The sequence below is a fragment of the Frigoribacterium sp. CFBP 8759 genome (assembly GCF_014841655.1).
In the GTDB taxonomy this organism is placed as follows: Bacteria; Actinomycetota; Actinomycetes; order Actinomycetales; family Microbacteriaceae; genus Frigoribacterium.
In genome coordinates this window covers 224,909-251,524 of the sequence record NZ_JACYUH010000001.1, presented here as the reverse complement: position 1 = coordinate 251,524, position 26,616 = coordinate 224,909, and the positions used below count along the sequence as shown (strand labels likewise).

The window sequence follows — 26,616 nt, the reverse complement described above, 5'->3', positions numbered from 1 at the left end:
TCCCCCGGCTGGGGGACACGATCCGTCGGACGTCGCGGTCCCCTGCGGGACCGGACGTCCGAGGCTCCCGCTGCCCCGACCCGACTGGATCACCACCGTGACCTCCGCACCCGCCTTCGCGGCGCCCGGCCCCGTCCTGACGCCGACGCTGCCCGCGACGCCGACACCGTTCGTGCCGAACCGGGGCGGCCCGCCCTCCGTCCCGGGGGAGGACGTCTCGGCCGCCCTGCCGTGGGCGGACTGGTCGAGCCTGCAGTGGGCCGGCACGGCGCTGCTGGCCGTGCTCGTCGCGCTGGTCCTGACCGTCACCATCGGTCGCATCGTGCGCAGGCTCTACCTTGTCCGCGAGCTGGAGGAGCTCGGCCACGGCGACCTCGACGGCCCGGTGCTGCCCCCGGCGCACGCGTTCACGGCCCTGGTGCCCGCGCACGGGCCGGCCGGCCTGGCCGTGACGCTCGACCTGCTGGCCCGGCAGCGGCACCCCGACGTGCGCGTCCTCGTGGTCGTCGACGTGGACGACGCCCTGACCCTCGACGTCGCCGCCTCCGCCGTCCGGCGTCATCCGGAACGGGTCCGGATCGTCAGGACCGGCCCGCTCGCCGGGCGGACGCCCGTGGCCGCCTCCTCCCTCGCGGACGAACTCTCCCCCGACGGTGACGGCATCGTCGGCGTCTTCTCCGCGGGCGACCGGCCGCACCCCCGCCTCTTCGCCCTGGTCGACTCGGTCCTGACCCGCACGGACGCCGACGCGGTCCAGCACGCCAGCCGCCCGGCGCTCGCGGCGACCCCCTGGTGGACGCCCCGGTCGACCGTCGACCGCTGGTGGTGGTCCCGGTCGGTGGTCCGCTCCCACGGTCGCGCCGGCTTCGTGCCGCTGTCGGACAGCACGCTCTTCGTGCGTCACGCGTGGCTCGCCTGGGCGGGGGGCTGGGACGCCTCCCGCGTCGAGGCGGGCCTGGCCCTCGGCGTGCGCATGACGGCGGCCGGTGCCCGGATCGTCATCGCGACCTCGGCCGAGGCGACCACGGTCGAGCGGTCGCCGGGTGGGCTCCGCGACCTGGCCCGTGCCCGGGCGACGTGGGTCCGCGGCTGCCTGCAGGTTCTGGGGCAGGGCGACTGGCGTCGGCTCCGGCCGGGCGCGCGGCGCCGTGCCCTCGGCGTCCTCACCGAGCCGCTGGTCGACGCCGCCGTGACGATCGTGATGGCCGTGACGGTCGCCTCGACGGTCCTGGTCGGTGCACCCGTCCTCGTCGTCGCGCTCGCGGCGCTCCCGGTGCTGCCCTGGATGCTCTCGCAGCTCCTCGACGTCGGGGCCACGACGGAGGCGGCTGCGGAACAGGGGCGGCGCGCGACGAGCCGGGAGCGCCTCCTGGTCGTCGTCGGTTCGGTGCCGGACCGGCTGGTCACCCTCTGCGCGGTCGTCACGGCGGTCGCGGCGGAACTCGCGATCGTCCGCCCGCGGGTCGTCGGCCCCTCGACGAGCGCCCCGGTCCTCGCCGGGCGACCCGTCGGGCTCGACGAATCCGCCGTCGGATGACCGGCAGATGTCGCCTGTCTGGCAGTTGGCCCAGATCTGCGTACCCCGACCAAACCGATCCGGCGACGTCCCCCGAACCGGTGTCATGCCCGAACCAGAGTCCCCCGTCCAGGGGGCACGTCCCGACCGTGCCGCCACGACGAACCCGACGCCACCCCTGCGCCTCGTCGCACGGGTGAAGGAGCTCGCGACGTTCGGCGCCGTGGGCGGGATCGCCTTCGTCGTCGACGTCGGCGTGTACAACCTGCTGCGCGCCACCCTGCTCGACGACAAGCCCATCGGGGCCAAGGTCGTCTCGGTGATCGTCGCGACGGCCGTCGCCTGGCTCGGCAACCGGTACCTGACCTTCCGGGAAGGACGCAACCAGGCCGTCGTCCGCGAGGCCGTCACCTTCGGCCTCGTCAACGTTGGCGGCCTGTTGATCGCCTCGGCCTGCCTCTTCGTCTCGCACTACCTGCTGGGCTTCACGAGCCAGCTCGCCGACAACGTCGCGGCCAACGGGGTCGGTCTCGTCCTCGGGACCGCCTTCCGCTACCTGGCCTACCGCCACCTCGTCTTCCGCGGCTCGCCCGCGGTCACCACCACGGCCGACACCCCCGATCCGTCGGCCGCGCTCGCCACCGTCATCGGCCCCCGGCCGACCGACGACCCCATCCCGCAGACCACCTCGCAGGCCCACCTGCACCCGACCCCCTGACTGGAGAGTGATCCTGTGTCGACTGACCCGACCCAGATCCCGACATCACATCTCGCAGCGGGCGAACCCGCCCCGTTGCTCACCCCGCAAGCCCCCGCCGACCCGTCGCAGTTCGTCCCGAACCGTGGCTCGACCGGTGCCGCCGACTCGATGATCGGCTTCCAGCTGCCCGACTGGTCGCCCCTCGAGTGGATCGGCTACTCGTCGCTGATCGTCGTGACGATCCTGCTGACCGCGGTCGCCGTGTCGACCCTCTGGTGGATGCTGCACGCCTGGCGGTCGAAGGACAACCTCGACGACAGCCAGTTCAGCGAGAACCCCCTCGACGCCGCCCACTCGTTCACCCTGCTCGTGCCCGGCCGGCACGAGGAGGAGGTCATGGGCCAGACCCTCGACCGCCTCGCCCAGCAGGACCACCCCGACTTCGAGATCATCGCGATCGTCGGCCACGACGACCCCGGTACCGAGCGGGTCGCCCGTGAGGCGGCCGCCCGTCACCCCGAGCTGATCCGCGTGGTGGTCGACTCGAGCGTGCCGAAGAACAAGCCCAAGGCGCTGAACCTGGCCCTCCAGTCGTCGCGTGGCGAGATCGTCGGCGTGTTCGACGCCGAGGACGAGGTGCACCCCCGCCTCCTGACGCTCGTCGACTCCCGGTTCACCGAGACCGACGCCGACGTGGTGCAGGGCGGCGTCCAGCTGATGAACTTCCAGAGCAGCTGGTGGAGCCTGCGGAACGTGCTCGAGTACTACTTCTGGTTCCGGTCGCGCCTGCACTTCCACGCCAAGGAGAAGTTCATCCCGCTCGGCGGCAACACCGTCTTCGTGCGCAAGGACTGGCTCGACTGGTCCGAGGGCTGGGACGCCGAGTGCCTCGCCGAGGACTGCGAGCTCGGCGTCCGCCTCTCGAGCGCCGGGGCCAAGGTCGTCGTGGCCTACAGCCCCGAGGTCGTCACCCGCGAGGAGACCCCCGGCACCTTCGTCTCGCTGCTCAAGCAGCGCACCCGCTGGAACCAGGGCTTCATGCAGGTCTACGGCAAGGGCGAGTGGAAGAAGCTGCCCCGCCTGCGCCAGCGCCTCATGGCCCGCTACCTGCTGACCATGCCGTTCATCCAGGCCGCCACCGGTCTGCTCATCCCCGTCTCGATCGTCCTGATCCTGACCACGAAGGTGCCGACCGCCATCGCACTCGTGTCGTTCGTGCCCCTGGCGCCGACGCTCGTGCTGTTGGCCGTCGAGTTCACCGGCCTGCGCGAGTTCGGGCGGGTCTACGACCAGAAGGTCCGGGCCCGGGACTACTTCCGCCTCGTCTGGGGACTGCTGCCGTACCAGATCTTCCTCGCGCTCGCCGCGGTCCGGGCGGTCTTCCGCCAGCTGCGCGGCCTCAACGCCTGGGAGAAGACCGAGCACACCGGCGCGCACCGCGACGAGGTCGCGACCGAACCGCAGGAGGCGCCCCGCGCCTCCTCGACGGAGCCCGCCCTGGCCATGACCGGAGGTGACCGATGACCAGCACGCTGAACCGCCCCCGCGCGGCCGACACCACGGTGTCGAACGGACCGGGAACACGCGTGGTCCCCACGAAGGACCCGCGGGGCGCCCGGCCCGCGTCGTGGTTGCGTCGACACGGCGCGAGCCTCGCCTGGCTGCTGCCCGTCCTCGCGATCGCCGCGGTCGTCATGGCCTTCAACATGGACGGCTCGCCGCAACGCATCGACGACGAGGGCACCTACGCCGCCCAGGCCTGGGCCATCCAGAACCTCGGCGAGATCACCCACTACACCTACTGGTACGACCACCCGCCGGTCGGTTGGCTGCAGATCTCGGCCTACACGGCCCTGACCGGCGCCTTCTCGCGGTACGACGTCGCCGTGCTCGCCGCTCGCGAGGCGATGCTGTTCTTCACGGTCGTCTCGGTGGCCCTCGTCTGGCTGCTCGGCCGCAAGCTCGGCCTCAGCCGTCCCGCGGCCGCCGTGGCCGGTCTCGTGTTCGCCGTGTCGCCGCTGGCCCTGCAGTTCCACCGCACGGTCTACCTCGACAACGTCGCCACCCCGTGGCTGCTGGCCGCGTTCGTCTTCGCCCTGAGCAAGCGCTACCAGCTCGCCGGCTTCGCGGCGGCGTCCCTCTCGTTCGGCATCGCGGTGCTCTCGAAGGAGACGTACCTGCTGGCGCTGCCCTTCCTGGCCTGGATCATGTGGCGCGGGGCCGACAAGTCGACCCGTCGGTACACGTTGTCGATCGCGGGCAGCCTGCTCGTGCTCGTCGGCCTCGGCTACGTCGCGCTCGCCGCGGTGAAGGGCGAGCTGCTGCCCGGTGCCGGCAGGGTGAGCCTGCTCGAGGGCATCCAGTTCCAGCTCGCGACCCGTGAGGCGAGCGGCTCGGTGTTCGACACCGGCAGCCTCTTCTTCGCGACCGTGTCGCAGTGGTGGCAGCTCGACCAGGTGCTCATCGTGCTCGGCACGCTGGCCTCGGTCGTCGCGGTCTTCGTCAAGAGGCTGCGCCCGCTCGGCGTGATGATGGTGTTCCTGATCGCCTTCATGTTCCGTCCCGGCGGCTACCTGCCGGTGCCCTACGTGATCATGCTGCTGCCGTTCGCGGCGCTCCTCGTCGCGGCCGTCACCGACCACGCGGTCCGGGCGTTCCGTGCCCGTCGGGCCGGCGCGCTCTCGACCGCGGCGTCCCGCACCGGTTCGGTGGCCTGGCTCGCCCTGACCCTCGCGGCCGTCGTGGCGATCGTCCCGCTCTGGGCCGTGCAGTTGCGCGGCTTCCTGGACAGCGACCTCGACGCGCCCATGCGCAACGCCGAGAGCTGGGTCGAGACGAACGTGCCGAAGGACAGCCGCCTGCTGGTCGACGACGCGGTCTGGGTCGACCTCGTCAAGGCCGGCTTCGCCCGCGACAACGTGATCTGGTTCTACAAGATCGACACCGACGGTGCCGTCCAGGCGCAGTCGCCGAACGGCTGGCGCGACTCGGACTACCTCTTCGAGACCGAGTCGGTCCGCACCTCGGGGCCGACCTCGCCCGAGATCCGCGAGGCCCTCGCGAACTCGACCGTGATCGCCTCGTTCGGCGACGGCGACCAGCAGGTCAACGTCCGGCAGATCGACAGCCAGGGGGCCGCGCAGGCGCAGACCGAGGCGGACGACGCCGCGTCGGCCCGTTCGCAGGCCGGTGCCGAACTCGCCCAGAACCCGAACCTGCAGATCTCGTCGACCCTGTCGACGGCGCTCTCGGACGGCCGCCTCGACCCGCGCGCGATCATCGTGCTCGGTCAGCTCGCCGCCCTCGGGCCGATCTCGGTCGCCGACCCCGCGGCCCTGCCGGGCGAACAGGACGCCCTGTTCCGGCAGTTCGACGTCACCCCGCAGGGCGGTCAGTCGGTCGACGAGGTGCGGACCACGCTCGAGGGCCTGGGCAGCGTCTACGTCCCCGAGTCGGTCGTCCCCTCGGGCGACGGACTGCGCGTCACCTTCTCGGCCGTCGCACCGACGGGCGTCCTCGCGAACTGATCGCCACGCCGGCGTCCGTCCTCCCACGGGCGCCGGCACCTCCTCACCGCGTCCCACCCGTCCCGGGTGGGACACCCGACCGGAAAGGACCAGCCATCGTGGCTTCCCTCTCACGCACCACCACCGCACCCGCCGCCGTCACCGGCGTCCCGTCCCGACGCCGCCGTCTCGCGACGGTGCTCGCCCTCACCGCCGCCACCGGGGTCGCCCTCGCCGGCGCCCTCGTGGGCACGTCGCCCGCGCACGCCGCCGACGGGGACGGCTGGGTCCGCGTCGGCCACCTCTCGCCCGACACGAAGGCCGTCGACGTCACGCTGACCTCGCTCAAGGGCGGGCAGGTCGTCATGGACCTCGACGACGTCACCTACGGCCAGGTCAGCCCCTACCAGGCGCTGGCCGCGGGCACCTACGTGGTCTCGATGACGGCCGCGGACGCACCCACCAGTGCCAAGCCGGTCATCACGTCGAACATCACGGTCGACAGCGGCCAGCCGATCACCGCCGTCGCCTACGGCCCGAACGACGACCTGAAGACCCAGGTCTTCACGGACGACCTGACGGCCCCGGCCGACGGCCAGGCCAAGGTCCGCCTCGTGCAGGCCGCGAACGTCAGCAAGACCGTGACGGTCGCGACGAGCACGGGCACCACCATCGCCGAGGACGCGCCCTTCGGCAGCGCCAGCGGCTACGCGCAGGTCGCGGCCGGCCCCTGGACCCTCGACCTGACCGGCAAGAAGGTGACCGGCACGAGCGACGTCGACCTCGCGGCGGGCAGCATCAACACGCTGTTCGTGCTCGACAACTCGACCGGCGGTCTGACCGTCGTCCCGGTCGTCGACAGCGCGGCCACGGCGCAGGCGCCCGTCGGTGGTGTCCAGACCGGTGGCGGCTACCTCGCCGAGCACCCGCAGAAGAGCGAGACCAAGGGCCTCTGGGCCACCGTGCTCGGCTGGTTCGGGGCCTGACGCCCGGCACCATCCGACAGGACGAGGAGGCGCGGTGAGCGACCCGTCGCACCGCGCCTCCCCGGCCCCGATCGCGTCCAGAGCGTCGACCGGGTCGACCGACCGCAGCACCGAGCAGGAGAAGAGAACGACATGACGAAGAAGACGAAGGCGCTGCTCGCAGCGGCCGTCGTGGTGGCCCTCGCCATCACCGCCGGCATCGCCTCCCTCGTCGTCGGAGGGGCCGGCGGCCCGTCGACGGACCAGGCGGGCGCGAACGCGACCGGCACCCCCGGGACGGGTACGGCCACTCCTCAGCCACGGACGGCCGCCGAGATCGGCAAGGACTTCCTCGACGGGTACGTCGACGACGACGGCCGCGTCGTGCGTCGCGACCAGGGCGACGACACCGTCAGCGAAGGGCAGGCCTACGGGATGCTCATCGCCGTCGGAGTGGGCGACGAGGACCGTTTCGATGCGATCTGGGACTGGACGAAGAGCAACCTGGTGCGCCCGGACGGCCTGCTGGCCTGGCAGTGGAAGGACGGCGAGGTCGTCGACGACATGCCGGCCAGCGACGCCGACGTCGACGCGGCTCGGGCCCTCGTGCTCGCCGGCTCGACCTTCGACCGCTCCGACCTCACGACCGAGGGCGTCGACCTCGGCACCGACGTGCTCGACGAGATGACGGTCTCGACCGACGTCGGCCGCATCCTCTTGCCCGGACCGTGGGCGATGGGCTCCGGCCCGTGGTCGTACAACCCCTCGTACGCGTCGCCCGCGACCTTCGCGCAGCTCGGCGAGGCCAGCGGCGACCCCCGATGGGCCGAGCTCGAGACCGGCTCGCGAGCCGTGACAACGAACATCCTCGCCTCGACGGCCCTCCCGAGCGACTGGGCCCAGGTGCAGCAGGACGGCACGACGGTCCCGCTGCCGAGCGCCGACGGGTCGTCGGGCACCGTGCAGTACAGCTACGACGCCGGTCGGCTCGCCCTGCGCTACGCCGAGTCGTGCCAGCCCGAGGACGTGGAGCTCTCGGCGTCGATGGCCTCCGTGCTGCAGCGCTACGACGAGCTGCCCATGCAGCTCGACCTCGGCGGGCAGTCGGTCGGTTCGGACCAGAGCCCCCTCGCCTACGCCGCCCGTGCCGCCGCCGAGGCCAGCGACGGCCAGCACGACCGGGCGACGGCCGACCTGCGGACCGCCGACTCGCTGTCACAGTCGACGCCGACCTACTACGGCAGCGCCTGGGCGGCGCTCGCCGCCCTGCAACTCGAGGGTTCGAGCCTCGGCGCCTGCACCCCCCTGGTGGTGAACGGATGAGCCTCTCGACGTTCGTCGCCGGTCACCGCGCGGCGGTCCTCGCCGCGGTCGCCGCCGTCGTCCTCGTGGCCGGTGGCGTGACGGTGGCCGCCGTCGCCGCCCGGACCGACGCGGACGCACCCGGCTCCGTCGCCACGGCCCCCGCCACCACCGGTGTGACGCCGGATGCGGCGAGCGGAGCGGCCGGTGCCTTCCAGGACCCGGCGGCCCCGTCGTACACCTCGCCCCCGGCCGACGCGACGCCGGTCCGCCTGCAGATCCCCTCGATAGGGGTCGACTCCGGCCTCGAAGACCTCGGCCTCGGCGCCCAGGGCGAGCTCGACCCTCCGAAGGAGTGGCTGTCGGCTGGGTGGTACCAGGACGGCGTCGTCCCCGGCGCGGTCGGACCGGCCGTGATCGCCGGACACGTCGACTCGGGTGACGCCCCCGCGGTGTTCGTCGACCTCGCGAAGCTCGTGCCCGGCGACGAGGTGCAGGTGACGCTGTCGACCGGCTCGGTCGAGACCTTCCGCGTCACGGGCAGCGAGCGCACCCCGAAGGCGACGTTCCCGACGAGCGACGTCTACGGGGCCAGTCCGACCCCCGGCCTCCGGCTGATCACCTGCGACGGCACCTTCGACCGGTCGACCGGGCACTACGTCGACAACCTCATCGTGTTCGCGGACCTCGTGGCCTCGTGACCTGACGCCCGACCGACGCCTCCGACACCCGACACCCGACACCTCCGACACCCGACACCTCCGACTCCCACCCGACGGGAAAGGACCCCACCATGAACGACGCCCTCGTCATCATCCCGACCTTCAACGAGCGCGAGAACCTCGACTGGATCGTGGGGCGCACCCTCGCCTCCGGCGCCGCGGTCGACGTCCTCGTCGTCGACGACGGCTCGCCCGACGGCACCGGAGAGCTGGCCGACGCCTACGCCGACCGCGATCCCCGCGTGCACGTGATGCACCGCACCGAGAAGGCCGGCCTCGGCGCCGCCTACCTCGCCGGCTTCGCCTGGGGGCTGGAGCGAGGCTACGACGCCCTCGTCGAGATGGACGCCGACGGCTCGCACCACCCCGAGTACCTGCCCGGCATGCTCGAGCTGCTCCGCGAGAACGACCTCGTGCTCGGCTCACGGTGGGTGCCCGGCGGCGCCGTCGAGAACTGGCCCCTCCGCCGGGAGCTGCTCAGCCGTGGCGGCAGCTGGTACACGCGGGGAGCCCTGGGCATCCGCGTGGCCGACACGACCGGTGGGTTCCGGGTGTTCCGCTCGTCCGCGCTGCGCCGGATCGACCTCGACCGGGTCGAGTCGCGGGGGTACTGCTTCCAGGTCGACCTGCTCTGGCGCGCGCTGCAGGCGGGCCTGCGGGTCGTCGAGACTCCGATCACGTTCACCGAGCGCATCCACGGCGCCTCGAAGATGAGCGGTTCGATCGTCCGGGAGTCGCTGACCAAGGTGACCCTGTGGGGTCTGCGTCGACGGTCCCGCGCCGTCGTCGAGTTGGTCGTGCGACACCGTCGCCTGCCGAGCGTCCGCGCGACCTCGCACCGGGTCGGGCCCGTGCGTGGCGGCGTGTCGACGCGCTAGCAGGGAGGCGGCACGCGCGCGCCCGGGGTGGTCAGCCCCGGGCGCGCGTCATCTGTCCTGGCCCCGGTCGGGCCCGCGTCGGCCGAGTGCGCGTCGGCCGTGCCCGCGTCAGCGGACGATCGCGACCGAGTGCGCCGGGAGCAGAAGGCTCGACCCCTTGGCGATCGACGCGTCGCTGGCGAACAGGACGGTCTCGGCGCTCACCGCGACCCGCGCCTCCTGGTCGGCGAGGTTGATCGCCATCTTCAGGTCACCGCGCGTCAGCACGAGCCAGCGGGCGTCGCCGTCGTACTCGACGCCCGTCTCGCCGAAGCGGGGGTCGGTCAGGGCGGGCTCGCTGCGGCGCAGCGCCCCCAGACGGCGGTACGCGTCGAGCAGCACCGCGTGGCGGCCGGTCTCGAGCTCGGACCAGTCGAGCTTGCTGTCCTCGAACGTCGAGGGCGCCTGCGGGTCGGGCACGGACGACTCGTCCCAGCCCATCTTCGCGAACTCCTCGATGCGGCCCTTCGCCGTCGCCTCGCCGAGGTCGTGCTCGGGGTGCGAGGTGAAGAACTGCCACGGGGTCGAGGCGCCCCACTCCTCGCCCATGAAGAGCATCGGCGTGTACGGACCGGCCAGGGTCAGCGCCGCGGCGATGATCAGCTGCCCGTCGTCGAGCGTCGCGGCCAGGCGGTCGCCGATCGCCCGGTTGCCGATCTGGTCGTGGTTCTGGTTGGCCACGACCAGGCGCCAGGTCGGCATGTGCTCGGTGTCGACCGGGTACCCGTGCGTCGCCTCGCGGAACGACGACCAGGTGCCGTCGTGGAAGAAGCCCTTGGTCAGCACCTTGGCCAGGGCGCCGAGCGGCTCGAAGTCGGCGTAGTAGCCGGTCGTCTCGCCGGTGAGCGCGACGTGCACGGCGTGGTGGAAGTCGTCGCTCCACTGCGCGTCGAGGCCGTAGCCCTGGCGGTGGTCGGGGCCGAAGCCGCCGCCGTCGCGCGGGGTGACGAGGCGCGGGTCGTTCAGGTCGCTCTCGGCGATCAGCGAGAGCGGCCGGCGCAGGTGGCTGCTGAGGGCGGCGGTCCGCTCGGCGAGCTCTTGCAGCAGGTGGACCTCGCTGTCGTCCTTGAGGGCGTGCACGGCGTCGAGGCGCAGGCCGTCGACGTGGTAGTCGTCGAGCCACATCGCCGTGTTGTCGAGGATGAACTCGCGCACCTCGTGGGCGCCGTCGTCGTCGAGGTTGACGTTGTCGCCCCAGGTGTTCGCGTGCTTGCTCGACAGGTACGGCCCGAACAGCGGCAGGTAGTTGCCCGACGGGCCGAGGTGGTTGTACACGACGTCCTGCACGACGCCGAGACCTGCCGCGTGCGCGGCGTCCACGAAGCGCTGGTACGCCTCGGGACCGCCGTAGTTGTCGGTCACCGTGAACCAGTCCACGCCGTCGTAGCCCCAGTTCCAGCGGCCGTTGACGCCGTTCACTGGCAGCAGTTCGACCAGGTCGACGCCGAGGTCGACCAGGTGGGGCAGCTTCTCGATCGCCGAGTCGAGCGTGCCCCCGGGCGTGAAGGTGCCGACGTGCAGCTCGTAGACGACCGATCCCGCCAGCTGGCGGCCGGTCCACGCGTCGTCGGTCCACGCGAAGGCGCCCGGGTCGTAGGTCTCGCTCAGGCCGTGCACGCCGTCGGGCTGGCGACGCGAGCGGGGGTCGGGCAGCGGCGTCTCGCCCTCGGGGGAGTCGCCGCCGTCGAGCACGAAGCCGTAGCGGTGCCCCGGGCCCCGGTCGAGGTCGGCGGGGGCGCGCCACCAGCCCGTGTCGGGCTCGGCGGACAGCGGCAGCAGCTCGCCGTCGAGGTGCAGGTGGACGGTGGTCGCTTTCGGGGCCCAGACGTCGTAGACGCTCATCGGTCTCCTCGGGTTCGGAAGGGGCGGGGGAGGGGGTCGAGAAGGCACGACATGCCGCTCACGTCGAGAGGTGAGCGGCATGTCGTGACGTCTCGCCCGGGGGCGACGGTAGTCGGGCGCGACGGGGCGCGACCCGACGGGGTCAGTCCTCTGCGGGGATCAGCAGGGCGACGGGGTACGTGTCGAGCACGTCGGCCAGTCGGAGGCGACCGCCCTCGTGCCGACGGCCGGTGAGCACGTCGCGGTACGCGCCTCCTGCGGTCAGGACCACGGTGTCGTCCCAGCCGCCGGCCTGCTCGAGGGCCACGGGGAGGCGGGTCGCGATCGCGAGCGCCCCGCCGCGGTCCACGGCGACGGCCGACGCGGCCTGCTCGCCGAAGACCGGCAACGCGGCGTAGCGCGTGAACAGGTCGGGTCGGTCGCGGCGCAGCGTCAGGGCGTGGTGCGTCACCACGAGCTTGGCGGCACCGGTGTCGTCGATCGCCGGCGTCGCGCCGCCGCGGACCTCGTCCAGGAGGCGCCGGCGGAGGGCGAAGTCGACCTCGCGTCGGTTGTCGGGGTCGACGAGCGAGAAGTCCCACAGCTCGCCGCCCTGGTAGACGTCGGGGCTGCCGGGGCCGGTCAGCTGCATCAGCGCGACGCCGAGGGAGTTGCTGTAACCGGGTGCACGCAGCACGTCGACGATGCGCTCGACCTCGTGACGCACCTCGTCGTCGTCGAACGCGGAGTCGACGGCGGCGTGCATCCGTCCTTCGAAGGCCTCGGCCTCGTCGGTGCGGTCGGTCCACGTGGTCGACGTGCTCGCCTCGCGGGACGCCTTCTCGGCGTAGGCGTGCAGGCGCTCGCGCGACGCGGGCCACGAGCCGACGATCGTCTGCCAGAGGATGTTCTCGAACGGGCCGTCGCCGACCGGGGCCAGCTCGCGCAGGCGTTCGAGGGTCGCCGCCCACTCGGTGGCGACCTCGGCCAGCACCGAGACGCGGGCGCGGACGTCGGCGCTGCGCTTGGTGTCGTGCGTGGAGAGGGTCGTCATGCCGAAGGGACGCTCGGCGAGGCGGACCTGCTGACGCGCGTGGAACTCGTCCGGCGTGACGGAGAACTCGCTCGGATCGGCGCCCACCTCGGTCAGCGTGGCCAGGCGGCTGTAGCGGTAGAAGGCGGTGTCCTCCACGCCCTTGGCCATGACCATGCCGCTCGTCTGCTGGAAGCGCACGGAGGCGGGGTGCGACTCGTCGCGCAGCACGGCGACGACGCGTCCGACGGCGTCGGCCAGGTCGGGGCGGTGGGTCGTGGCGACCTCGGCGGCCTCGGTCAGCCACTCGGCACCCTGCGGCAGGTAGCTGCGGTACACCGGGAAGGCGGCGGCGAGCTCGGCCAGCGCGTCGACCACGGACGGGTCGACGGTGTCGCCCTCGGCGATCAGCCGGGCGAGGCGGTTGATCTCGCTGCCGAGGATGCCGTCGGCGATGCCGCGCTTCGTGCCGAGGATCATCTCGTGCCAGTCGACGGGCTCGTCGCCGGTGGTCTCGTCCGCCCCGGCGGCGTGCTCGTCGGCGTCCACGCCGCGGGCCCGGCGCAGGCGCGCGTCGAGGGCGTCGAGGGCGGGTGCGCCGTTCGGGTCGACGAAGAGGCGGTCGAGGTCGGCGAGGGCGTCGTAGCCCGTCGTGCCGGCCGTCGCCCAGTCCTCGGGGAGGCGCTCGTCCCCCTCGAGGATCTTCTCGACGAGCACGTGGGCGTCACCCGTCAGGGCCGCGAGCAGGTCGAGGTAGCCCTTCGGGTCGGCCAGTCCGTCCGGGTGGTCGACGCGGAGGCCGTCGACCAGGCCTTCCGAGAACCAGCGGCCGATCTCGGCGTGGGACTCGGCGAAGACTCCCTCGTCCTCGACGCGGATGCCCGCGAGGGTGTTGACCGCGAAGAAGCGGCGGTAGTTCAGGTCGGTGTCGGCGCGCTTCCAGTGCACGAGCTCGTAGTGCTGCCGCGAGTGCACGGTGGCGGCGTCGTCGCCGGGCGAGCTCGTTCCCGGGGCGATCGGGTACACGTTGTCGTAGTACTGCAGCTCGTCACCGTCGACCGTGAGGCCCTCGATCGAGCCGTCCGCCGCGGCGGGCTCACCGAGCACCGGCAGCAGCACTTTGTCGCCGCCGGCGGCCCAGTCGACGTCGAACGCGTCGGCGTAGCGGGATGCGCGGCCGTGGGTCAGGAGGTCCCACCACCAGACGCTCGCCTTCGGGGTGGCGACGCCGACGTGGTTCGGCACGATGTCGACCAGGACGCCGAGTCCTGCGGCGTGGGCGCGGGTCGACAGCTCGTCGAGCCCCTCGGCGCCGCCCCGCTCGGGGTCGACCTGGCTGTGGTCGACGACGTCGTACCCGTGGTCGCTGCCCGGTTCGGCGGCGAGGATCGGGGACAGGTAGACCCAGTCGGCACCGAGGTCGCGCAGGTAGGGCACCAGCTCGGCTGCCGCGTCGAGATCGAAGGAGGCGCGCACCTGCAGGCGGTACGTCGAGCGCGGGTGCATGGTCGGTTCGTGTCGGGTCACAGTTCTTCCTCGGCCGTGGCACGCAGGACGACGAGCGAGCGACCCGCCACGGGGAGTCGATCGCCGGCCCGCAGGGCCGCGGGGGCCTGCGGGGTCGAGGGCGGTTGGGTGGTGGTGGCGGCGCGGGTGGCCGTCGGGGTGCGGGGGGCTGCGCTGGCGGGCGGCGGAGGCGCCGTCACGGTGCTGTCGACGACGACCTCCCAGCCCTGGGCGTACTCGTCGGGCGGGAGGACGAAGGTGACCGTCTCGGCGCTGGCGTTGAAGTACAGGACGAAGTTGACGTCGGTGATGCGACCGCCTCGGGCGTCACGGCCACGGATGCCGTTGCCGTTGAGGAACATGCCGATCGCCTTGGCGTAGGACTCGTTCCACTCGCCCTCTTGCATGGCGTCGCCCTCGGTCGTCAACCAGACGATGTCGGGCAGGGGCTCGCCCTCGCCACGGGTGACGGGACGGCCGTTGAAGTACCGCTGGCGGCGGAAGGTCGGGTGGTCGTGGCGCAGCTTGATGACCTCGGCGACGAACTCGATCAGCTCGCGGTCGGCGTTCGGCCAGTCGATCCAGCTGATCTGGTTGTCCTGTGCGTACGTGTTGTTGTTGCCGCCCTGCGTGCGACCGAGCTCGTCGCCGTGCAGCAGCATCGGCACGCCCTGGCTGAGCAGCAAGGTGGCGAGGAAGCTGCGCTGACGCTGCTCGCGCAGGGCGCGGATCTCTCCGTCGTCGGTCTCGCCCTCGACCCCGGAGTTCCACGAACGGTTGTGGCTCTCGCCGTCGTTGCCGTTCTCGCCGTTGGCGTCGTTGCGCTTGTCGTTGTAGCTGACGAGGTCGCGCATCGTGAAGCCGTCGTGAGCCGTGACGAAGTTGATGCTCGCGACCGGGCGTCGCCCGTCGCGTTCGTACAGGTCGGCGGAGCCGGTGATCCGGCTGGCGAACTCGCCGAGCGTCGAGGGCTCGCCGCGCCAGAAGTCGCGGACGGTGTCGCGGTACTTGCCGTTCCACTCGGTCCACTGGGGCGGGAAGTTGCCGACCTGGTAGCCACCGGGGCCGACGTCCCAGGGCTCGGCGATCAGCTTGACCTGCGAGACGATCGGGTCCTGCTGCACGAGCTCGAAGAAGGTCGAGAGACGGTCGACCTCGTAGAACTCGCGGGCGAGCGACGCGGCGAGGTCGAAGCGGAAGCCGTCGACGTGCATCTCGGTGACCCAGTAGCGCAGGCTGTCCATGATGAGCTGCAGCGAGTGCGGGTGACGGACGTTCAGGCTGTTGCCGGTGCCCGTGTAGTCCATGTAGTGCTGCTGGTCGCCGTCCATCAGCCGGTAGTAGGCGGCGTTGTCGATGCCCTTGAACGAGAGGGTCGGACCCAGGTGGTTGCCCTCGGCCGTGTGGTTGTAGACGACGTCGATGATGACCTCGATGCCGGCGTCGTGCAGCACCCGCACCATCGTCTTGAACTCCTGCACCTGCTGGCCGATGTCGCCGGTGGCCGAGTAGGCGGCGTGCGGGGCGAAGAACCCGATGGTGTTGTAGCCCCAGTAGTTGCTGAGGCCCTTCTCGAGCAGGGTGTTGTCCTGCACGAACTGGTGCACGGGCATCAGCTCGAGGGTCGTGATGCCGAGCTTCTTCAGGTGGTCGATGATCGCCGGGTTCGCGACGCCGGCGTACGTGCCGCGTTCTTCTTCGGGGATGTCGGGGTGCGTCTCGGTGAGGCCCTTGACGTGCGCCTCGTAGATGACGGTCTCGTCGTAGCTGTACTTGGGGGCGCGGTCGCCCTGCCAGTCGAAGAACGGGTTGATGACGACGCCCAGCATCATGTGCGGGCCGCTGTCCTTGTCGTTGCGCGAGTCGGGGTCGCCGAACGTGTAGGCGAACAGCGCCTCGTCCCAGTCGATCTCGCCGCAGGTGGCCTTGGCGTAGGGGTCGAGGAGGAGCTTGTTCGGGTTGGCACGCGAGCCGTTCGCGGGGTCGTACTCGCCGTGCACGCGGTAGCCGTAGCGCTGACCGGGTTGCACGGTGGGCAGGTAGGCGTGCCAGACGTAGGCGTCGACCTCGGTGAACTCGACCCTCGTCTCGGTGCCGTCGTCGTCGAACAGGCACAACTCGACCTTGCTGGCGGCTTCGCTGAAGATCGCGAAGTTGGTGCCGCTGCCGTCGTAGGTCGCGCCGAGGGGGTAGGGGTTGCCGGGCCAGGTGTGCATCGAACCTCCGATTGGGACTCGCTCAGNCGGGCCGGGCGGGCGCCCCGTCGGGGCGGTGCTCGCTCTGTGGTGCTCCTCCTGCTGGGTCGGCTACTTCGTCACGGCGGCGAGGGCGTCGACGATCCCCTCACCGAACCAGCCGTTGTCGGCCGGCGTGCCGGTGCAGGTGGTCGTGCCGGTCGGGCACGGGGTGTCGGTCGCCTGTCGCTCGAGCAACCCGACGAGGGCCGTGCCGCCGAGACGCGGGTGGGTCGACTTCAGCAGGGCCAGCACGCCGGCGACGTGCGGCGAGGCCATCGAGGTGCCCGACTTGGTCCCGTAGCCCCCGCCGGTCACGGTCGAGAGGATGGCCGAACCGGGGGCCGCGACGTCGACGACGCCCTCGCCGTAGTTCGAGAAGCCCGACTTCGCCCCGGCCGAGGTGGTCGACGACACGGTGACCACGCCGTCGAGCTCGGTCGGGATGTCGAGGCAGCGTGAGTCGATCGGGCGGGTCGTCGGCATGGTGTCGTTCGGGCTGTCCGTGTCGACCGTCTTGTTCGCGAGGTCGATCGACGAGTTGCCGGCCGCCGCGACGTTGACGATGCCCTTCTTCTGGGTGAACTGCACGGCGCGGTCGACGGCGGTCAGCACGGCCGCCTGGTCGACGTCCGAGCCGCACCAGAACTGCCACGGGTCGACGTAGTAGCTGTTGTTCGTGATGTCGGCACCGGTCGCAGCGGCCTGCATGAAGCCGCAGATCGCGGCCTCGGGGTAGATGAAGCCGTCGTCGCTGACGACCTTGACGGCCGACATCGTCACGCCCGGGGCGACGCCCACGATGCCGACGCCGTTGCGGGCCGCGGCGATCGTGCCGGCCACGTGGGTGCCGTGGTCGCTCGTCGTGGGCTGCCAGGCGGCGTAGCTCGAGTCGGGCGTCCCGGTCAGGCAGCTCGCCGAGGCGGCCACGTCGATGTTCGGCTGCAGGTCGGGGTGGTCGCCCTCGATGCCCGAGTCGAGCACGGCCACGAGCACGTCGCGGCTGCCGTCGGTGACCTGGTGCGCCTGGTCGGCCCCGATGGCCGTGAGGTCCCACTGCTGGGCCTCGAGGGGGTCGGCGACGACGGTCGTGGCCTCTTCGAGTCGCTGCTCGGGCGAGGTCGCGGCCTTCGGCTTGCCGGCGTGTCCCGGACCACCGGGTTTGCCTGGACCGCCCGGGTGGCCGGGCCTGACGGGCTTGCCCGGGCCCGGGGCGGTCGTGCCGACGCCGTAGGTCGGGTCGGTCTCGGCGACCGCGGCGGTGCGGGTGGCACCGGCCGACGAGACGGCCTTGTCGCTCCGCACCGAGGGGGCGAAGTTCGCGTTGCTCGACTGCGCCACGACCACGCCGAGCTCGGCGTACGCGGCGATGACGCTGCCGCCGGCCGCGGCGACCGCCCGCTCGACCTGCTTGGTCGCGCCGGGGTTGGCCTTGCCCGCGTTGACGACGTAGTTCATCACCGGCCCCTCGACGACCGGCAGCGTCGGGGCGGGGCCCGGCTTGCCGGGTGCGGCGGGTGCACCGGGCGCGGACGCGGGAGGCGCGGCGACGGCGGCGCCGGAGCCCACGGCGACGAGTCCCAGGGTCAGGGACGCCGCGAGACAGACGGTCGTGACGCGGCGGCGGGTGCCGCGGGCGCGGGGGTCGGTGAAGGTCATGGTTCTCCTCGTCGGGTCGCGCGTGCCGGATGGGACGCGCGGAGCGGATGGCTCGTCGCGGGCCGTGCCCGATGATCCGACGAGCCGCCGTGCTCCTCAGAGGAAGTCTGGAGAATCCGGGGCCACGGCGCAGTGGGCACTTGAGGGGACGCCGCGTGACCCCCATGCGGGGTACACCGCTGTCGGGGGCGCCGGGTAGCGTCGAGCCATGTCCTCCGATGCCGTGCGCAGAGCTGCCACCCTTCGTCCCCGCCGTCCGTTCCCGGCCCTCTCGATCGTGTCGGGGGTCGCGTCGTGAAGATCGTCGTCATCGGGTCCACCGGCCACGTGGGCGGATTCCTCGTCCCGCGACTCGTCGAGGCCGGCCACGAGGTGGTCGCCGTCAGTCGGGGGGAGTCCGAGCCCTACCGGTCGCACGCGGCGTGGTCACGCGTGACGCGCCTCCTGCTCGACCGCGAGGCGGGCGACGCCGACGGCACGTTCGCGGGCGAGATCGCCGGGCTCGGGGCCGACGTCGTGATCGACATGATCTGCTTCACGGTCGCGTCGGCGCAGCAGATGGTCGACGCCCTGCAGGGCACGGGCACCGTGCTGGTGCACTGCGGCACGGTCTGGGTGCACGGTCCGTCGCGTGAGGTGCCGATCACCGAAGAGGACGAGCGCACCCCGTTCGGCGAGTACGGCACGCAGAAGGCCGCCATCGAAGAGTTGCTGCTCCGCGAGTCACGGCGCCCGGGCGGAGTGCAGAGCATCGTGCTGCACCCCGGGCACATCACCGGCCCGGGTTGGCCGATGATCAACGCGGTCGGCAACCTCGACCTCTCCGTCTGGGAGGCCCTCGCCGCCGGGCGCGAGATCGCGATGCCGGGCCTCGGGCTCGAGACCGTCCACCACGTCCACGCCGACGACGTCGCGCAGGCGTTCCAGCTCGCGGCCGAGCGGCACTCGCAGGTGGTCGGTGAGGCCTTCCACGTCGTCAGCGAGCGGGCGATCACGCTGCGCGGTCTCGCCGAGGCGATCGCTCGGCACCACGGTCAGGAGGCGCGGCTGCGGTTCGTCTCGTGGGCCGAGTTCCGAGACCAGACGTCCGACGAGAACGCGGACGCGTCCTGGCAGCACGCGTCGCGCAGCCACTCGATGAGCATCGCCAAGGCGCGCCGTCTGCTGGGCTACTCGCCGCGCTACACCTCGGTCCAGGCCGTCGTCGAGGGCCTCGAGTGGCTCGAGGCCGACGGGCAGCTGACGTTGGGCTGAACCGGGTGGTGATGGTCGGCCGCCGGGGCGGACGGGGCCGATCCGATCGCCAACACCCGGGTGATCCGCCGGGGCTCCCCGGGCGGAACATCACGACGGCCGTGGTCAGCCGCGGCGGAGCAGGTGGGCGGTGACCGCGGCCTGCCACGAGTGGCCGTAACGGGTGGTGCCGGCCGCGGTGCGGACGACGAACGCGCCGGCGCGGTAGGCCAGTCGCCCGTGGCTGACGAGCTGCTCGCCGAAGCGCTCGGCGATCGACCACGTGTCCGACGACTCGAAGCTGATCGCCACGGGGAACCGCGAGCGGGGCAGGTGCACCTCGACGGGCGCGGCGTGGGGATGCGTCGGGAGGCGCCCGAGGAGCATCGGGGGAGTCAGGGGGGAGGCGGTGGGGACCATGGGGCTCCGTTCGTCGGTCGGCCGCGTGGCCAGGGCAGAGGAAACCCCCTCGCGCAGGGGAGCGCGAGGGGGGCCACCGGGATGACCGGCCCTCGACGAAAGGTGAGGGCCGGCGCGTCGCCATGGAGACGACCCGGAGACCTGCCGACCCGGAGTCGGCAGGCGGGGGTGTTACTCCGTGGCGGCGGTGATCTTCGCGACGCCGACGAGCATCTCGTCCTGGACGGCGTCGGTCTTGAAGGTCTGGTTCAGCAGCGACGCGGCGTCGGGGCTGATGTGCACCGTGGTGCCCTCGAGGACGGCGTTGGAGCCTTCCATCTGGATGGGCTTGAGCGTGCCACCCCAGAGGTTGAAGAGGTAGGCGTCCTCGGCGGCGACGGTACCGTTGGCGGTCACGGTGCCGTAGAGCTTGCTCTCGCCCGGGTCGATGCGGAAGTCGGTGAGTTCGACGACGGTGCCGTCGGCCGAGGTCAGGCTGAGGCCGGAGCCGTCGTGGTCGATCTCGCCCTGGACGTAGGGGCGCACGTCGCTGTCGGGGCCGTAGTAGTCGACGTTGCCGCCCGTGATGGGGAAGGCGAAGGTGCCGTCAGTGAAGGTCGCGGTGCCGACGACGCCGGGGGTCAGGCCCAGGCTCGTGAGGGCGTCGACGAAGGACGCGTCCACGGCGACCTGGGTGTCGACGCCGTTGCTGAGGTCGGCGATCGACGCAGCGGGCGTCGAGGCGGCGCTGGGCTCGGAGGACGACGAGCTCGACGAGGAGGACGTGTCGGTCGAGGTGCCGGAGTCCATCGAGCACGCGGCGAGGGAGAAGATCAGGGCGCCCGAGGCGACGAGGCCGAGGGTGGTCTTGGTGATGTTCTTGCGAGTGAAAGCGTTCATGGTGAAGCTCCTTGTCAGTTGGTCCCGGTGGGGATGTACTGGGTTCGCCACCGGGCCCGAAAAGGATTGGAACGCATCTACTTCGTTACCCCGCCGTGACCTCCACCGCCGCGTGCGGCTTCACCCGGCGAGGAACTCGTCGGTGTCGTCGGCGATCCGAGTCGACTGCGTGTGGTGCAGGTAGTGGTCTCCGTCGAGCTGGACGACCTGGCCGCGGTCGACGCTCGCCGCCTGCTTCTCGTGCAGCTCGAGCCAGCCGTCGTCGTCGGTGCCGTCCTGCACCACGAAGAGAAGGACCGGCAGGTCCGCCGGGAACGTCCGTCCGCTGACCGAGGCGACGTTGCTCGCGGTGTGGTCCATCTCGTCGAGCAGGGTCGGGGCGGTCGCGTTCTTCGTGGTGAGGAAGCGCATCTGTTCTTTCGTGCCCTCGTCGTAGGGCAGTCCGGCGTAGGCGTCGCCGGCGAGTGCGCTCGCCACGCGGAGCAGACCCAGGCCGCGAAGCGTGGTCAGTCCGTCGGTCGGCACGGGGTCGTCCGTGCCGGGCTGGTCGGGGACGCTGCTGTCGATCCCGATGAACGCCGTGAGTTCGTCCCCGAAGAGCCTGCTGTACTCGAGGGCGTAGACGCCCGAGATCGAGTGCCCCATGAGCGCGTAGCGGTCGATGCCCAGTCGGCGGAGCGCCTCGTGCACCTCGCCCGCGATGTTCTCCGCCGTGCGGGGGGAGTCGGTCTGGTCGCTCAGCCCGGTGCCGAACGGCTCCACGGCGACGACGCGATGGGTGTCGTCGAGCTCGGAGATCAGTGGCTGGAAGTCCAGGCCGGGTGCCGCCGTCCCGAGGCCCGGAAGCAGGACGATCGTGTCCGCGCCGGACCCGCTGACGACGACGTTCATCTCCCTCCCGTCGACGGACACGAGCTCGCCGTACGAGGTGATGGCGGCCAGCTCCGACCCCGTGGCGACGACGTCGACGATCGACGTGGTCGCCAGCGTCAGGACGGGCAGGGCCACGAGGGCGCCGACGGTCCGCAGGGTCACCTTGAGGGTTGTACGCACGGGGTCCTCTCTCCGGGCGTCCGGGTCGGGTCCGGACGCTCCTCCGGAAGCACACCAGAGGGTGACGTCCTCGAGAAGTGCCGAGGCGTCACCACATCCCGTGACGGATGTCATCACCGGCCGTTCCCGCCCTCGCGGGTCGTCGCCCTCCGTTATTTTCGTGGGGTGATGAACTCTCGTGGCTCCCGTTCCCCCGACGGTCGCGGACGGACGGGCCTCGACCTCACCGGCCGCGACCTCGCCCGCAACCCCGACGTCGTGGTCCGCGACGTCGAGGTGACCTCGGACGGCTGGCACGTGCTCCGCCGCACCACCTTCGACGTGCGCGGTCGCGACGGGCGGTGGTCGACCCAGCAGCGCGAGACGTACGACCGCGGCAACGGGGCGACGATCCTCCTGTTCGACCCGCGGCGGGGGACGGTGCTCCTGACCCGGCAGTTCCGGTTCCCCGCCTACGTGAACGACCATCCCGACGGGATGCTGGTCGAGACCGCCGCGGGACTCCTCGACGAGGACGATCCCGAGACCGCGATCCGCCGAGAGACGCGCGAAGAACTCGGGGTCGAGGTGGGCGGGTTGATCCACGTGTTCGACGCCTACATGAGCCCGGGGTCGGTGACCGAGCGCGTGCACTTCTACGCCGCCACGTACTCGGTGGCCGACCGCACCGGTGACGGGGGTGGCGTCGAGGAGGAAGGGGAGGACATCGAGGTCCTCGAGCTGCCGTTCCGGGACGCCCTCGAGATGATCGCCGACGGGCGCATCGTGGACGGCAAGACGATCATGCTGCTCCAGTGGGCCGCCCTGAACCCGGGCCGCCTCGACCTCCGGTCCTGAGCGGGCGGCCGCGGGTGGTCCGGATCACGTGTTCGGGAGCCACTCCCGGATCGTGGCCGCGACCAGATCGAGGTGCGACTCGAGCAGGAAGTGTCCACCGTCGACGAGCTCGACGCGAGCGTCGGGGGAGTCGCGGGTGAACGCACCCGCACCGGTGGCATCGAAGATCTCGTCGTTGCGGCCCCAGATCGCGAGGACCGGGACGCGGGAGGCGCGGAGCCAGGAGTGCACGGCGGGGTACAGGGTGCGGTTGGTGGCGTAGTCGCGGAAGAGCGCCAGTTGGACGTCGTCCTGTCCCGGTCGGGCGAGGAGCGCGAGGTCGTGCTCCCAGGCATCGGGGTCGACGGACGTGGGGTCCGGTACACCGTGGGTGTACTGCCACTCGACCGCCTCGCGGCCCAGGGCGGGCCGGAGCGCGTCGCGCGTCTCGGGTGTCCGTTCGGCGGCGTCGGCCCAGATCGGGTCCCAGAAGCTCGGCACGAAGCCTTCTTCGTACGCGTTGCCGTTCTGCGAGACGACGGCGGTCACCGCGTCGGGCTCGGCCAGCGCGAGGCGCCACCCGACGGGGGCGCCGTAGTCCTGCACGTAGATCGCGTACCGCGCGACGCCGATGATCGACAGGAAACGACCGGTCACCCGCGCCAGGGCCTCGAAGGTGTAGTCGAACTCGTCGACCGACGGGGCGGAGGAGCGGCCGAAACCGATGTGGTCGGGGGCGATGACGCGATATCGGTCGGCCAGTGCGGGGATGAGGTGGCGGAACATGTGCGAGCTCGTGGGGTAGCCGTGCAAGAGGACGAGGACGGGCGCGTCGGCGGGCCCGGCGTCGCGGTAGAAGACGTCGAGCCCGTCGACGGAGGCGGTGCGGTGGTGGACGGTGTGCATGTCTAACCCCTTTGGATTGTTTTAGTGGTTATTCCGACGGTAGCATGGTCGAGATGCGCCGGACGGTGCGAGAGAGCGGGGAGACGTGCTGCGTGACGAAGAGCTGCTGCTGGCCGTGCTGAACAGCGCACCGGTGGTCGACGGCATCCCGACGGACGCCCTCGAGGGCGCGGCAGGGCGAGATCTGGCGCGGACCTGGGGTGGTACCGGCTCCTCGGGCGAGGTCGCCCAGCTCCGGCGCGTGCGGGAGGCCCTGCACGCCGTCGTCCGCGGTGGTGACGACGGGGCCGTCGGCGAGCTCGCCGACGTCATGGACCGGGCCGTGCAGATCCCCCGGACGACCCGGGACGGCGTCGTCTGGGAGCTCCGGGTCGCCGATGACGACCGCCTCGCCGCCGAAGCCGTGTCGGCGTGGTCGAGCGTGACCTCGCGGCTCCCCGGGCGCCTCCGGGCCTGCGCGAACGACGAGTGCAACCTCTTCCTGGTGGACCACAGCCGTCCGGGCAGTGCGAAGTGGTGCTCCATGGCGACCTGCGGCAACCGGATGAAGGCGCGGACGCACGCACGCCGCGTGAAGGACTGAGCGCGCCTCCTCGGGGCCGCTCGGCGTAGCGTCGTCCGGGTGGATGCTCCGGCCCTCGGCGCATCCCTCGATCGAGGGAGCGCGTCATGAAGGTCGTCATCACGGGATCACGAGGCAAGGTCGGCCGTGCCGCCGTCCGCCGGTTCGTCGAGGCCGGGCACGACGTCCTCGGCGTCGACCTCGTCCGGCCCGTCTTCGACACGGGCGTCGACGAGCCCGGCCGGTACGTGATGGGCGACCTGACCGACGCGGGGACCGCCTTCTCGGTCGTCGCGGGGGCCGACGTCGTCGTCCACGTCGCGGCCATCCCGCAGCCCACCGCGAACCCGGCCCACGTCGTGTTCCACACCAACCTGATGTCCACGTTCAACCTGGTCGAGGCGGCCGTACGGTTCGGCGTGCCCCGCTTCGTCAACGTGTCGAGCGAGAGCATCGTGGGCAACTTCTTCCCCGAACGGCCCTTCCTGCCCGACTACGTGCCGGTCGACGAGGAGCACCCCCTCCACCCGCAGGACCCCTACGCCCTCTCGAAGGCGTTCGGCGAACAGCTGATGGACGCCGCCGTCCGCCGCTCCGACCTGCGCGCGATCTCGATCCGCCCGAGCACCGCCCACGACGAGAGCAACTACGAGGCCAACCTCGGCCCTCAGGTGCGCGAGGCCGACCCCGACAGTGCGAACTTCGGCAGCTACGTCGACGCCGACGACCTCGCCGACGCCCTCCTGCTCGCCGCAGAGTCCGACCTGCCGGGTCACGAGGTCTTCTACATCGCAGCAGCCGACAACGCCGGCGGCCACGACTTCGCCGCCACGCTCCGTCAGCACCACGGCGACCGGATCGAGTTGCGCGAACTCGCCCGGGCCGACGCGTCGGGCATCTCGACCGCCAAGGCGGCCCGCATGCTCCGCTGGAGGGCGAAGCGCTCCTGGCGAGACCACCTCGACACCGAGGGTCACGCCCTGCCGAAGGCCTGACCGCCGACGAGCGTCAGAGCAGCTCGGCCAGCAGGGCGAAGGTGCGGTCGGTTGCCTCGAGGTGCCTGTCGTGGTGGACGCAGGGCGGACGACGGATCCGCCAGGCATGTCACCATGGGGCGTACGCCGACCCGACCGAGCCGACGCACGCACGAACGCACGAGAAGGGCACGATCATGGCCGATGCCGGGTTCAGCAAAGAAGAGAAGGCCGCCATGAAGGAGCGCGCCGCCGAGCTCCGGGCCGAGGCGAAGCGTCAGAAGCTGGCCGACAAGTCGGCCGCCGAGGCGCAGGACGCCGCGGACGCCATCGCGGCCATGACCGACGTCGAACGACCGATCGCCCAGATGGTGCACGAGGTCGTCGCCGAGCACGCCCCGAACCTCGCCCCCAAGACCTGGTACGGCTTCCCCGCCTACGCCGGGGAGGACGGCAAGGCCGTCGTGTTCTTCCAGCCCGGCGCCAAGTTCGGCACGCGCTACTCGACCCTCGGGTTCCAGGACGGTGCGCAGCTCGACGACGGCACGCTCTGGCCCACCTCGTACGCGGTGACCGGCGCCGACGACGCGACCCGCGCCTCCGTCGCCGCCCTCGTCCGGAAGGCCGCCGGACTCTGACGCGTCAGTACGCGTCGGCCGACAGGGCGATCAGCAGGTAGGCGACCGGCCCGGCGAAGGCGAGGAGCACCGCCAGGGTGACGGCGGTGATCGGCAACCCCATCAGGCGCTGTCGGAGGGCGAGGGAGACCACGCCGACGACGACCGTCACGACCGCGAGGACCCAGCACAGCACCGACGCCACCGTCGCGACGCCGAAGGCGTGGATGCCGTACGCCGCCGCCTCGCCGCGGTAGGAGTGGATCATCGGCTGGAGGACGACGAAGGGGACGACCCCGGTGACGACCACGAGCACCACCGAGGTGATCGGCAGGACGAGGCGGGCGGGGTGGCGTGGCCGAGGGCGGGCCGGGCCCGGCGGCGGAGCCGGAGGCGCGGGCGGTGCGACGGGAGGCCAACTCATGCCGCCACCCTAGGCGGACCGTTCGGTCGACGCCGTCGCGGACGCGTCCCTCGGCCCGGCGCTATGATCGTCCCCACAACACACGGGAGTCCGGTGAGCCGGGCTGAGAGGAAGCGAACCACGCTTCGACCGTTGAACCTGATCTGGGTCATGCCAGCGCAGGGAGGAGAAGAACAGATGTCCACGTCCACGCCCGAAAACCGTTCCACGGCGGCTCGCGACAGGTCGACCGGCTTCACGCCGAAGGCTCGCACCACCCCCACCCGGCGCTGGCGCGTCGTCGACATCGTGGTGGCCAGCGTCATCGGCGTGGCCGCCGGCGTCGTCTTCTGGGCCTGGGGCCTGGCCTACACGCCCATCGACAGCGTCCTGAGCTTCTCGGGCGGCTTCGAGGGCATCCTCAACGGCGGCTGGCTCTTCGCCGGCGTCCTGGGCGGCATCGTCATCCGCAAGCCCGGGGCCGCCGTCTACACCGAGGTCGTCGCGGCGGTCGTCTCGATGCTGATCGGGACCCAGTGGGGCTTCTCGGTGCTCATCTGGGGCATCGTCCAGGGCCTGGGCGCCGAGATCGTGCTCGCGGTCTTCCTCTACAAGTCGTGGCGGATCGGCACGGTGCTGCTCGCGGGTGCCGTCGCCGGCCTCGCCGTCGGCCTGATGGACACGAGCTTCGCCTCGGCCGCCGCCTACGCCGCCGGGTCGAAGACGATCTACGTCGTGACCTCGGTCGTCTCGGGCACCGTCATCGCCGGCCTGCTCTCGTGGCTCGCGGCCCGCGGCCTCGCCCGCACGGGCGCGCTCTCGCGGTTCGCCTCGGGACGCTCGGCGGACGCCCGGATCTAGGCGCGCCTCCT

At 71.8% G+C, this 26,616-nt stretch carries 23 protein-coding genes and 1 riboswitch; of the genes, 14 read left to right on the top strand and 9 right to left on the bottom strand.

The genetic code is table 11. The annotated features are described in order from the left end of the window. Nucleotides 1-97: 97 nt before the first annotated feature. The 8 genes from IFT79_RS01190 to IFT79_RS01155 all read left to right on the top strand — a co-directional run bounded on the left by IFT79_RS01190 (nt 98) and on the right by IFT79_RS01155 (nt 9,589). The gene (locus IFT79_RS01190; protein ID WP_192122704.1) at nt 98-1,537 is read left to right on the top strand and encodes a glycosyltransferase; all 1,440 of its coding nucleotides are present in this window, start codon (nt 98-100) and stop codon (nt 1,535-1,537) included. 85 nt (nt 1,538-1,622) lie between these two features. Further along, nucleotides 1,623-2,234 carry a GtrA family protein gene (locus IFT79_RS01185; protein WP_173152630.1) on the top strand — a complete coding sequence of 204 codons (612 nt, stop codon included), beginning with the start codon at nt 1,623-1,625 and terminating at the stop codon, nt 2,232-2,234. Nucleotides 2,235-2,249: 15 nt separating this feature from the next. After that, nucleotides 2,250-3,740 carry a glycosyltransferase gene (locus IFT79_RS01180; RefSeq protein WP_342211737.1) on the top strand — a complete coding sequence of 497 codons (1,491 nt, stop codon included), beginning with the start codon at nt 2,250-2,252 and terminating at the stop codon, nt 3,738-3,740. Continuing rightward, nucleotides 3,737-5,743 (top strand): ArnT family glycosyltransferase, encoded by a 2,007-nt coding sequence (locus IFT79_RS01175; RefSeq protein WP_192122703.1) that lies wholly within the window; start codon nt 3,737-3,739, stop codon nt 5,741-5,743. Before IFT79_RS01180 ends, IFT79_RS01175 begins: the two co-directional genes overlap by 4 nt. 98 nt (nt 5,744-5,841) lie before the next feature. Continuing rightward, a complete protein-coding gene (locus IFT79_RS01170; RefSeq protein ID WP_056048509.1) occupies nt 5,842-6,708 on the top strand; it encodes a DUF4397 domain-containing protein in 867 nt (288 codons plus the stop codon). Between the two features lie 132 nt (nt 6,709-6,840). After that, nucleotides 6,841-8,010: a glycosyl hydrolase family 8 gene (locus tag IFT79_RS01165; protein WP_192122702.1), complete on the top strand. Its 1,170-nt coding sequence runs from the start codon at nt 6,841-6,843 to the stop codon at nt 8,008-8,010. Further along, nucleotides 8,007-8,690 carry a class F sortase gene (locus tag IFT79_RS01160; RefSeq protein ID WP_192122701.1) on the top strand — a complete coding sequence of 228 codons (684 nt, stop codon included), beginning with the start codon at nt 8,007-8,009 and terminating at the stop codon, nt 8,688-8,690. The genes IFT79_RS01165 and IFT79_RS01160 overlap by 4 nt, the downstream gene beginning before the upstream one ends. Before the next feature lie 92 nt (nt 8,691-8,782). Continuing rightward, the gene (locus tag IFT79_RS01155; protein ID WP_056048503.1) at nt 8,783-9,589 is read left to right on the top strand and encodes a polyprenol monophosphomannose synthase; all 807 of its coding nucleotides are present in this window, start codon (nt 8,783-8,785) and stop codon (nt 9,587-9,589) included. 108 nt (nt 9,590-9,697) lie between these two features. Here IFT79_RS01155 and treZ read toward each other — a convergent pair whose 3' ends face one another. The 4 genes from treZ to IFT79_RS01135 form a co-directional block, all read right to left on the bottom strand. After that, nucleotides 9,698-11,470, bottom strand: a complete 1,773-nt coding sequence (treZ, locus tag IFT79_RS01150) for a malto-oligosyltrehalose trehalohydrolase (protein WP_192122700.1) — start codon at nt 11,468-11,470, stop codon at nt 9,698-9,700. Between the two features lie 142 nt (nt 11,471-11,612). After that, on the bottom strand, nt 11,613-13,988 hold the full coding sequence (gene treY, locus IFT79_RS01145; protein ID WP_192123102.1) for a malto-oligosyltrehalose synthase: 2,376 nt from the start codon (nt 13,986-13,988) through the stop codon (nt 11,613-11,615). A gap of 17 nt (nt 13,989-14,005) precedes the next feature. Beyond that, nucleotides 14,006-16,204: a glycogen debranching protein GlgX gene (gene glgX, locus IFT79_RS01140; RefSeq protein ID WP_082460561.1), complete on the bottom strand. Its 2,199-nt coding sequence runs from the start codon at nt 16,202-16,204 to the stop codon at nt 14,006-14,008. A 90-nt stretch (nt 16,205-16,294) separates the two neighbouring features. Then, nucleotides 16,295-17,881 carry a S8 family serine peptidase gene (locus IFT79_RS01135; protein ID WP_192122699.1) on the bottom strand — a complete coding sequence of 529 codons (1,587 nt, stop codon included), beginning with the start codon at nt 17,879-17,881 and terminating at the stop codon, nt 16,295-16,297. 294 nt (nt 17,882-18,175) lie between these two features. Between IFT79_RS01135 and IFT79_RS01130 the strand changes: the two genes are divergently transcribed. Next, on the top strand, nt 18,176-19,135 hold the full coding sequence (locus IFT79_RS01130) for an NAD-dependent epimerase/dehydratase family protein (RefSeq protein WP_192122698.1): 960 nt from the start codon (nt 18,176-18,178) through the stop codon (nt 19,133-19,135). A 105-nt stretch (nt 19,136-19,240) separates the two neighbouring features. Here IFT79_RS01130 and IFT79_RS01125 read toward each other — a convergent pair whose 3' ends face one another. The 3 genes from IFT79_RS01125 to IFT79_RS01115 all read right to left on the bottom strand — a co-directional run bounded on the left by IFT79_RS01125 (nt 19,241) and on the right by IFT79_RS01115 (nt 21,466). Then, nucleotides 19,241-19,534: a hypothetical protein gene (locus IFT79_RS01125; RefSeq protein WP_192122697.1), complete on the bottom strand. Its 294-nt coding sequence runs from the start codon at nt 19,532-19,534 to the stop codon at nt 19,241-19,243. 171 nt (nt 19,535-19,705) lie between these two features. Continuing rightward, nucleotides 19,706-20,413: a hypothetical protein gene (locus IFT79_RS01120; protein WP_192122696.1), complete on the bottom strand. Its 708-nt coding sequence runs from the start codon at nt 20,411-20,413 to the stop codon at nt 19,706-19,708. 120 nt (nt 20,414-20,533) lie between these two features. After that, nucleotides 20,534-21,466, bottom strand: a complete 933-nt coding sequence (locus IFT79_RS01115; protein ID WP_277959749.1) for an alpha/beta fold hydrolase — start codon at nt 21,464-21,466, stop codon at nt 20,534-20,536. 168 nt (nt 21,467-21,634) lie between these two features. Between IFT79_RS01115 and IFT79_RS01110 the strand changes: the two genes are divergently transcribed. Beyond that, nucleotides 21,635-22,303, top strand: a complete 669-nt coding sequence (locus IFT79_RS01110; protein ID WP_123571883.1) for an NUDIX domain-containing protein — start codon at nt 21,635-21,637, stop codon at nt 22,301-22,303. Between the two features lie 24 nt (nt 22,304-22,327). Here the strand turns inward: IFT79_RS01110 and IFT79_RS01105 are convergent, their stop codons facing one another. Continuing rightward, on the bottom strand, nt 22,328-23,188 hold the full coding sequence (locus tag IFT79_RS01105) for an alpha/beta fold hydrolase (RefSeq protein WP_056048477.1): 861 nt from the start codon (nt 23,186-23,188) through the stop codon (nt 22,328-22,330). 85 nt (nt 23,189-23,273) lie between these two features. On the opposite strand from IFT79_RS01105, the gene IFT79_RS17035 reads away from it, so the two are divergent. The 3 genes from IFT79_RS17035 to IFT79_RS01090 all read left to right on the top strand — a co-directional run bounded on the left by IFT79_RS17035 (nt 23,274) and on the right by IFT79_RS01090 (nt 25,362). Continuing rightward, entirely contained in the window at nt 23,274-23,771 is a 498-nt protein-coding gene (locus IFT79_RS17035) for a CGNR zinc finger domain-containing protein (RefSeq protein ID WP_123571882.1), read from the top strand. A gap of 86 nt (nt 23,772-23,857) precedes the next feature. After that, entirely contained in the window at nt 23,858-24,745 is an 888-nt protein-coding gene (locus IFT79_RS01095) for an NAD-dependent epimerase/dehydratase family protein (protein ID WP_192122694.1), read from the top strand. Between the two features lie 176 nt (nt 24,746-24,921). Beyond that, nucleotides 24,922-25,362, top strand: a complete 441-nt coding sequence (locus tag IFT79_RS01090) for a hypothetical protein (protein WP_192122693.1) — start codon at nt 24,922-24,924, stop codon at nt 25,360-25,362. 4 nt (nt 25,363-25,366) lie between these two features. On the opposite strand, the gene IFT79_RS01085 is transcribed toward IFT79_RS01090, so the two are convergent. After that, a complete protein-coding gene (locus IFT79_RS01085) occupies nt 25,367-25,765 on the bottom strand; it encodes a hypothetical protein (protein ID WP_192122692.1) in 399 nt (132 codons plus the stop codon). 73 nt (nt 25,766-25,838) lie between these two features. After that, nucleotides 25,839-25,947: riboswitch (TPP riboswitch) on the top strand. Here IFT79_RS01085 and IFT79_RS01080 point away from each other — a divergent pair. Next, nucleotides 25,943-26,605: an ECF transporter S component gene (locus IFT79_RS01080; RefSeq protein WP_123571879.1), complete on the top strand. Its 663-nt coding sequence runs from the start codon at nt 25,943-25,945 to the stop codon at nt 26,603-26,605. (Overlaps the previous riboswitch by 5 nt.) Nucleotides 26,606-26,616: the final 11 nt, after the last annotated feature.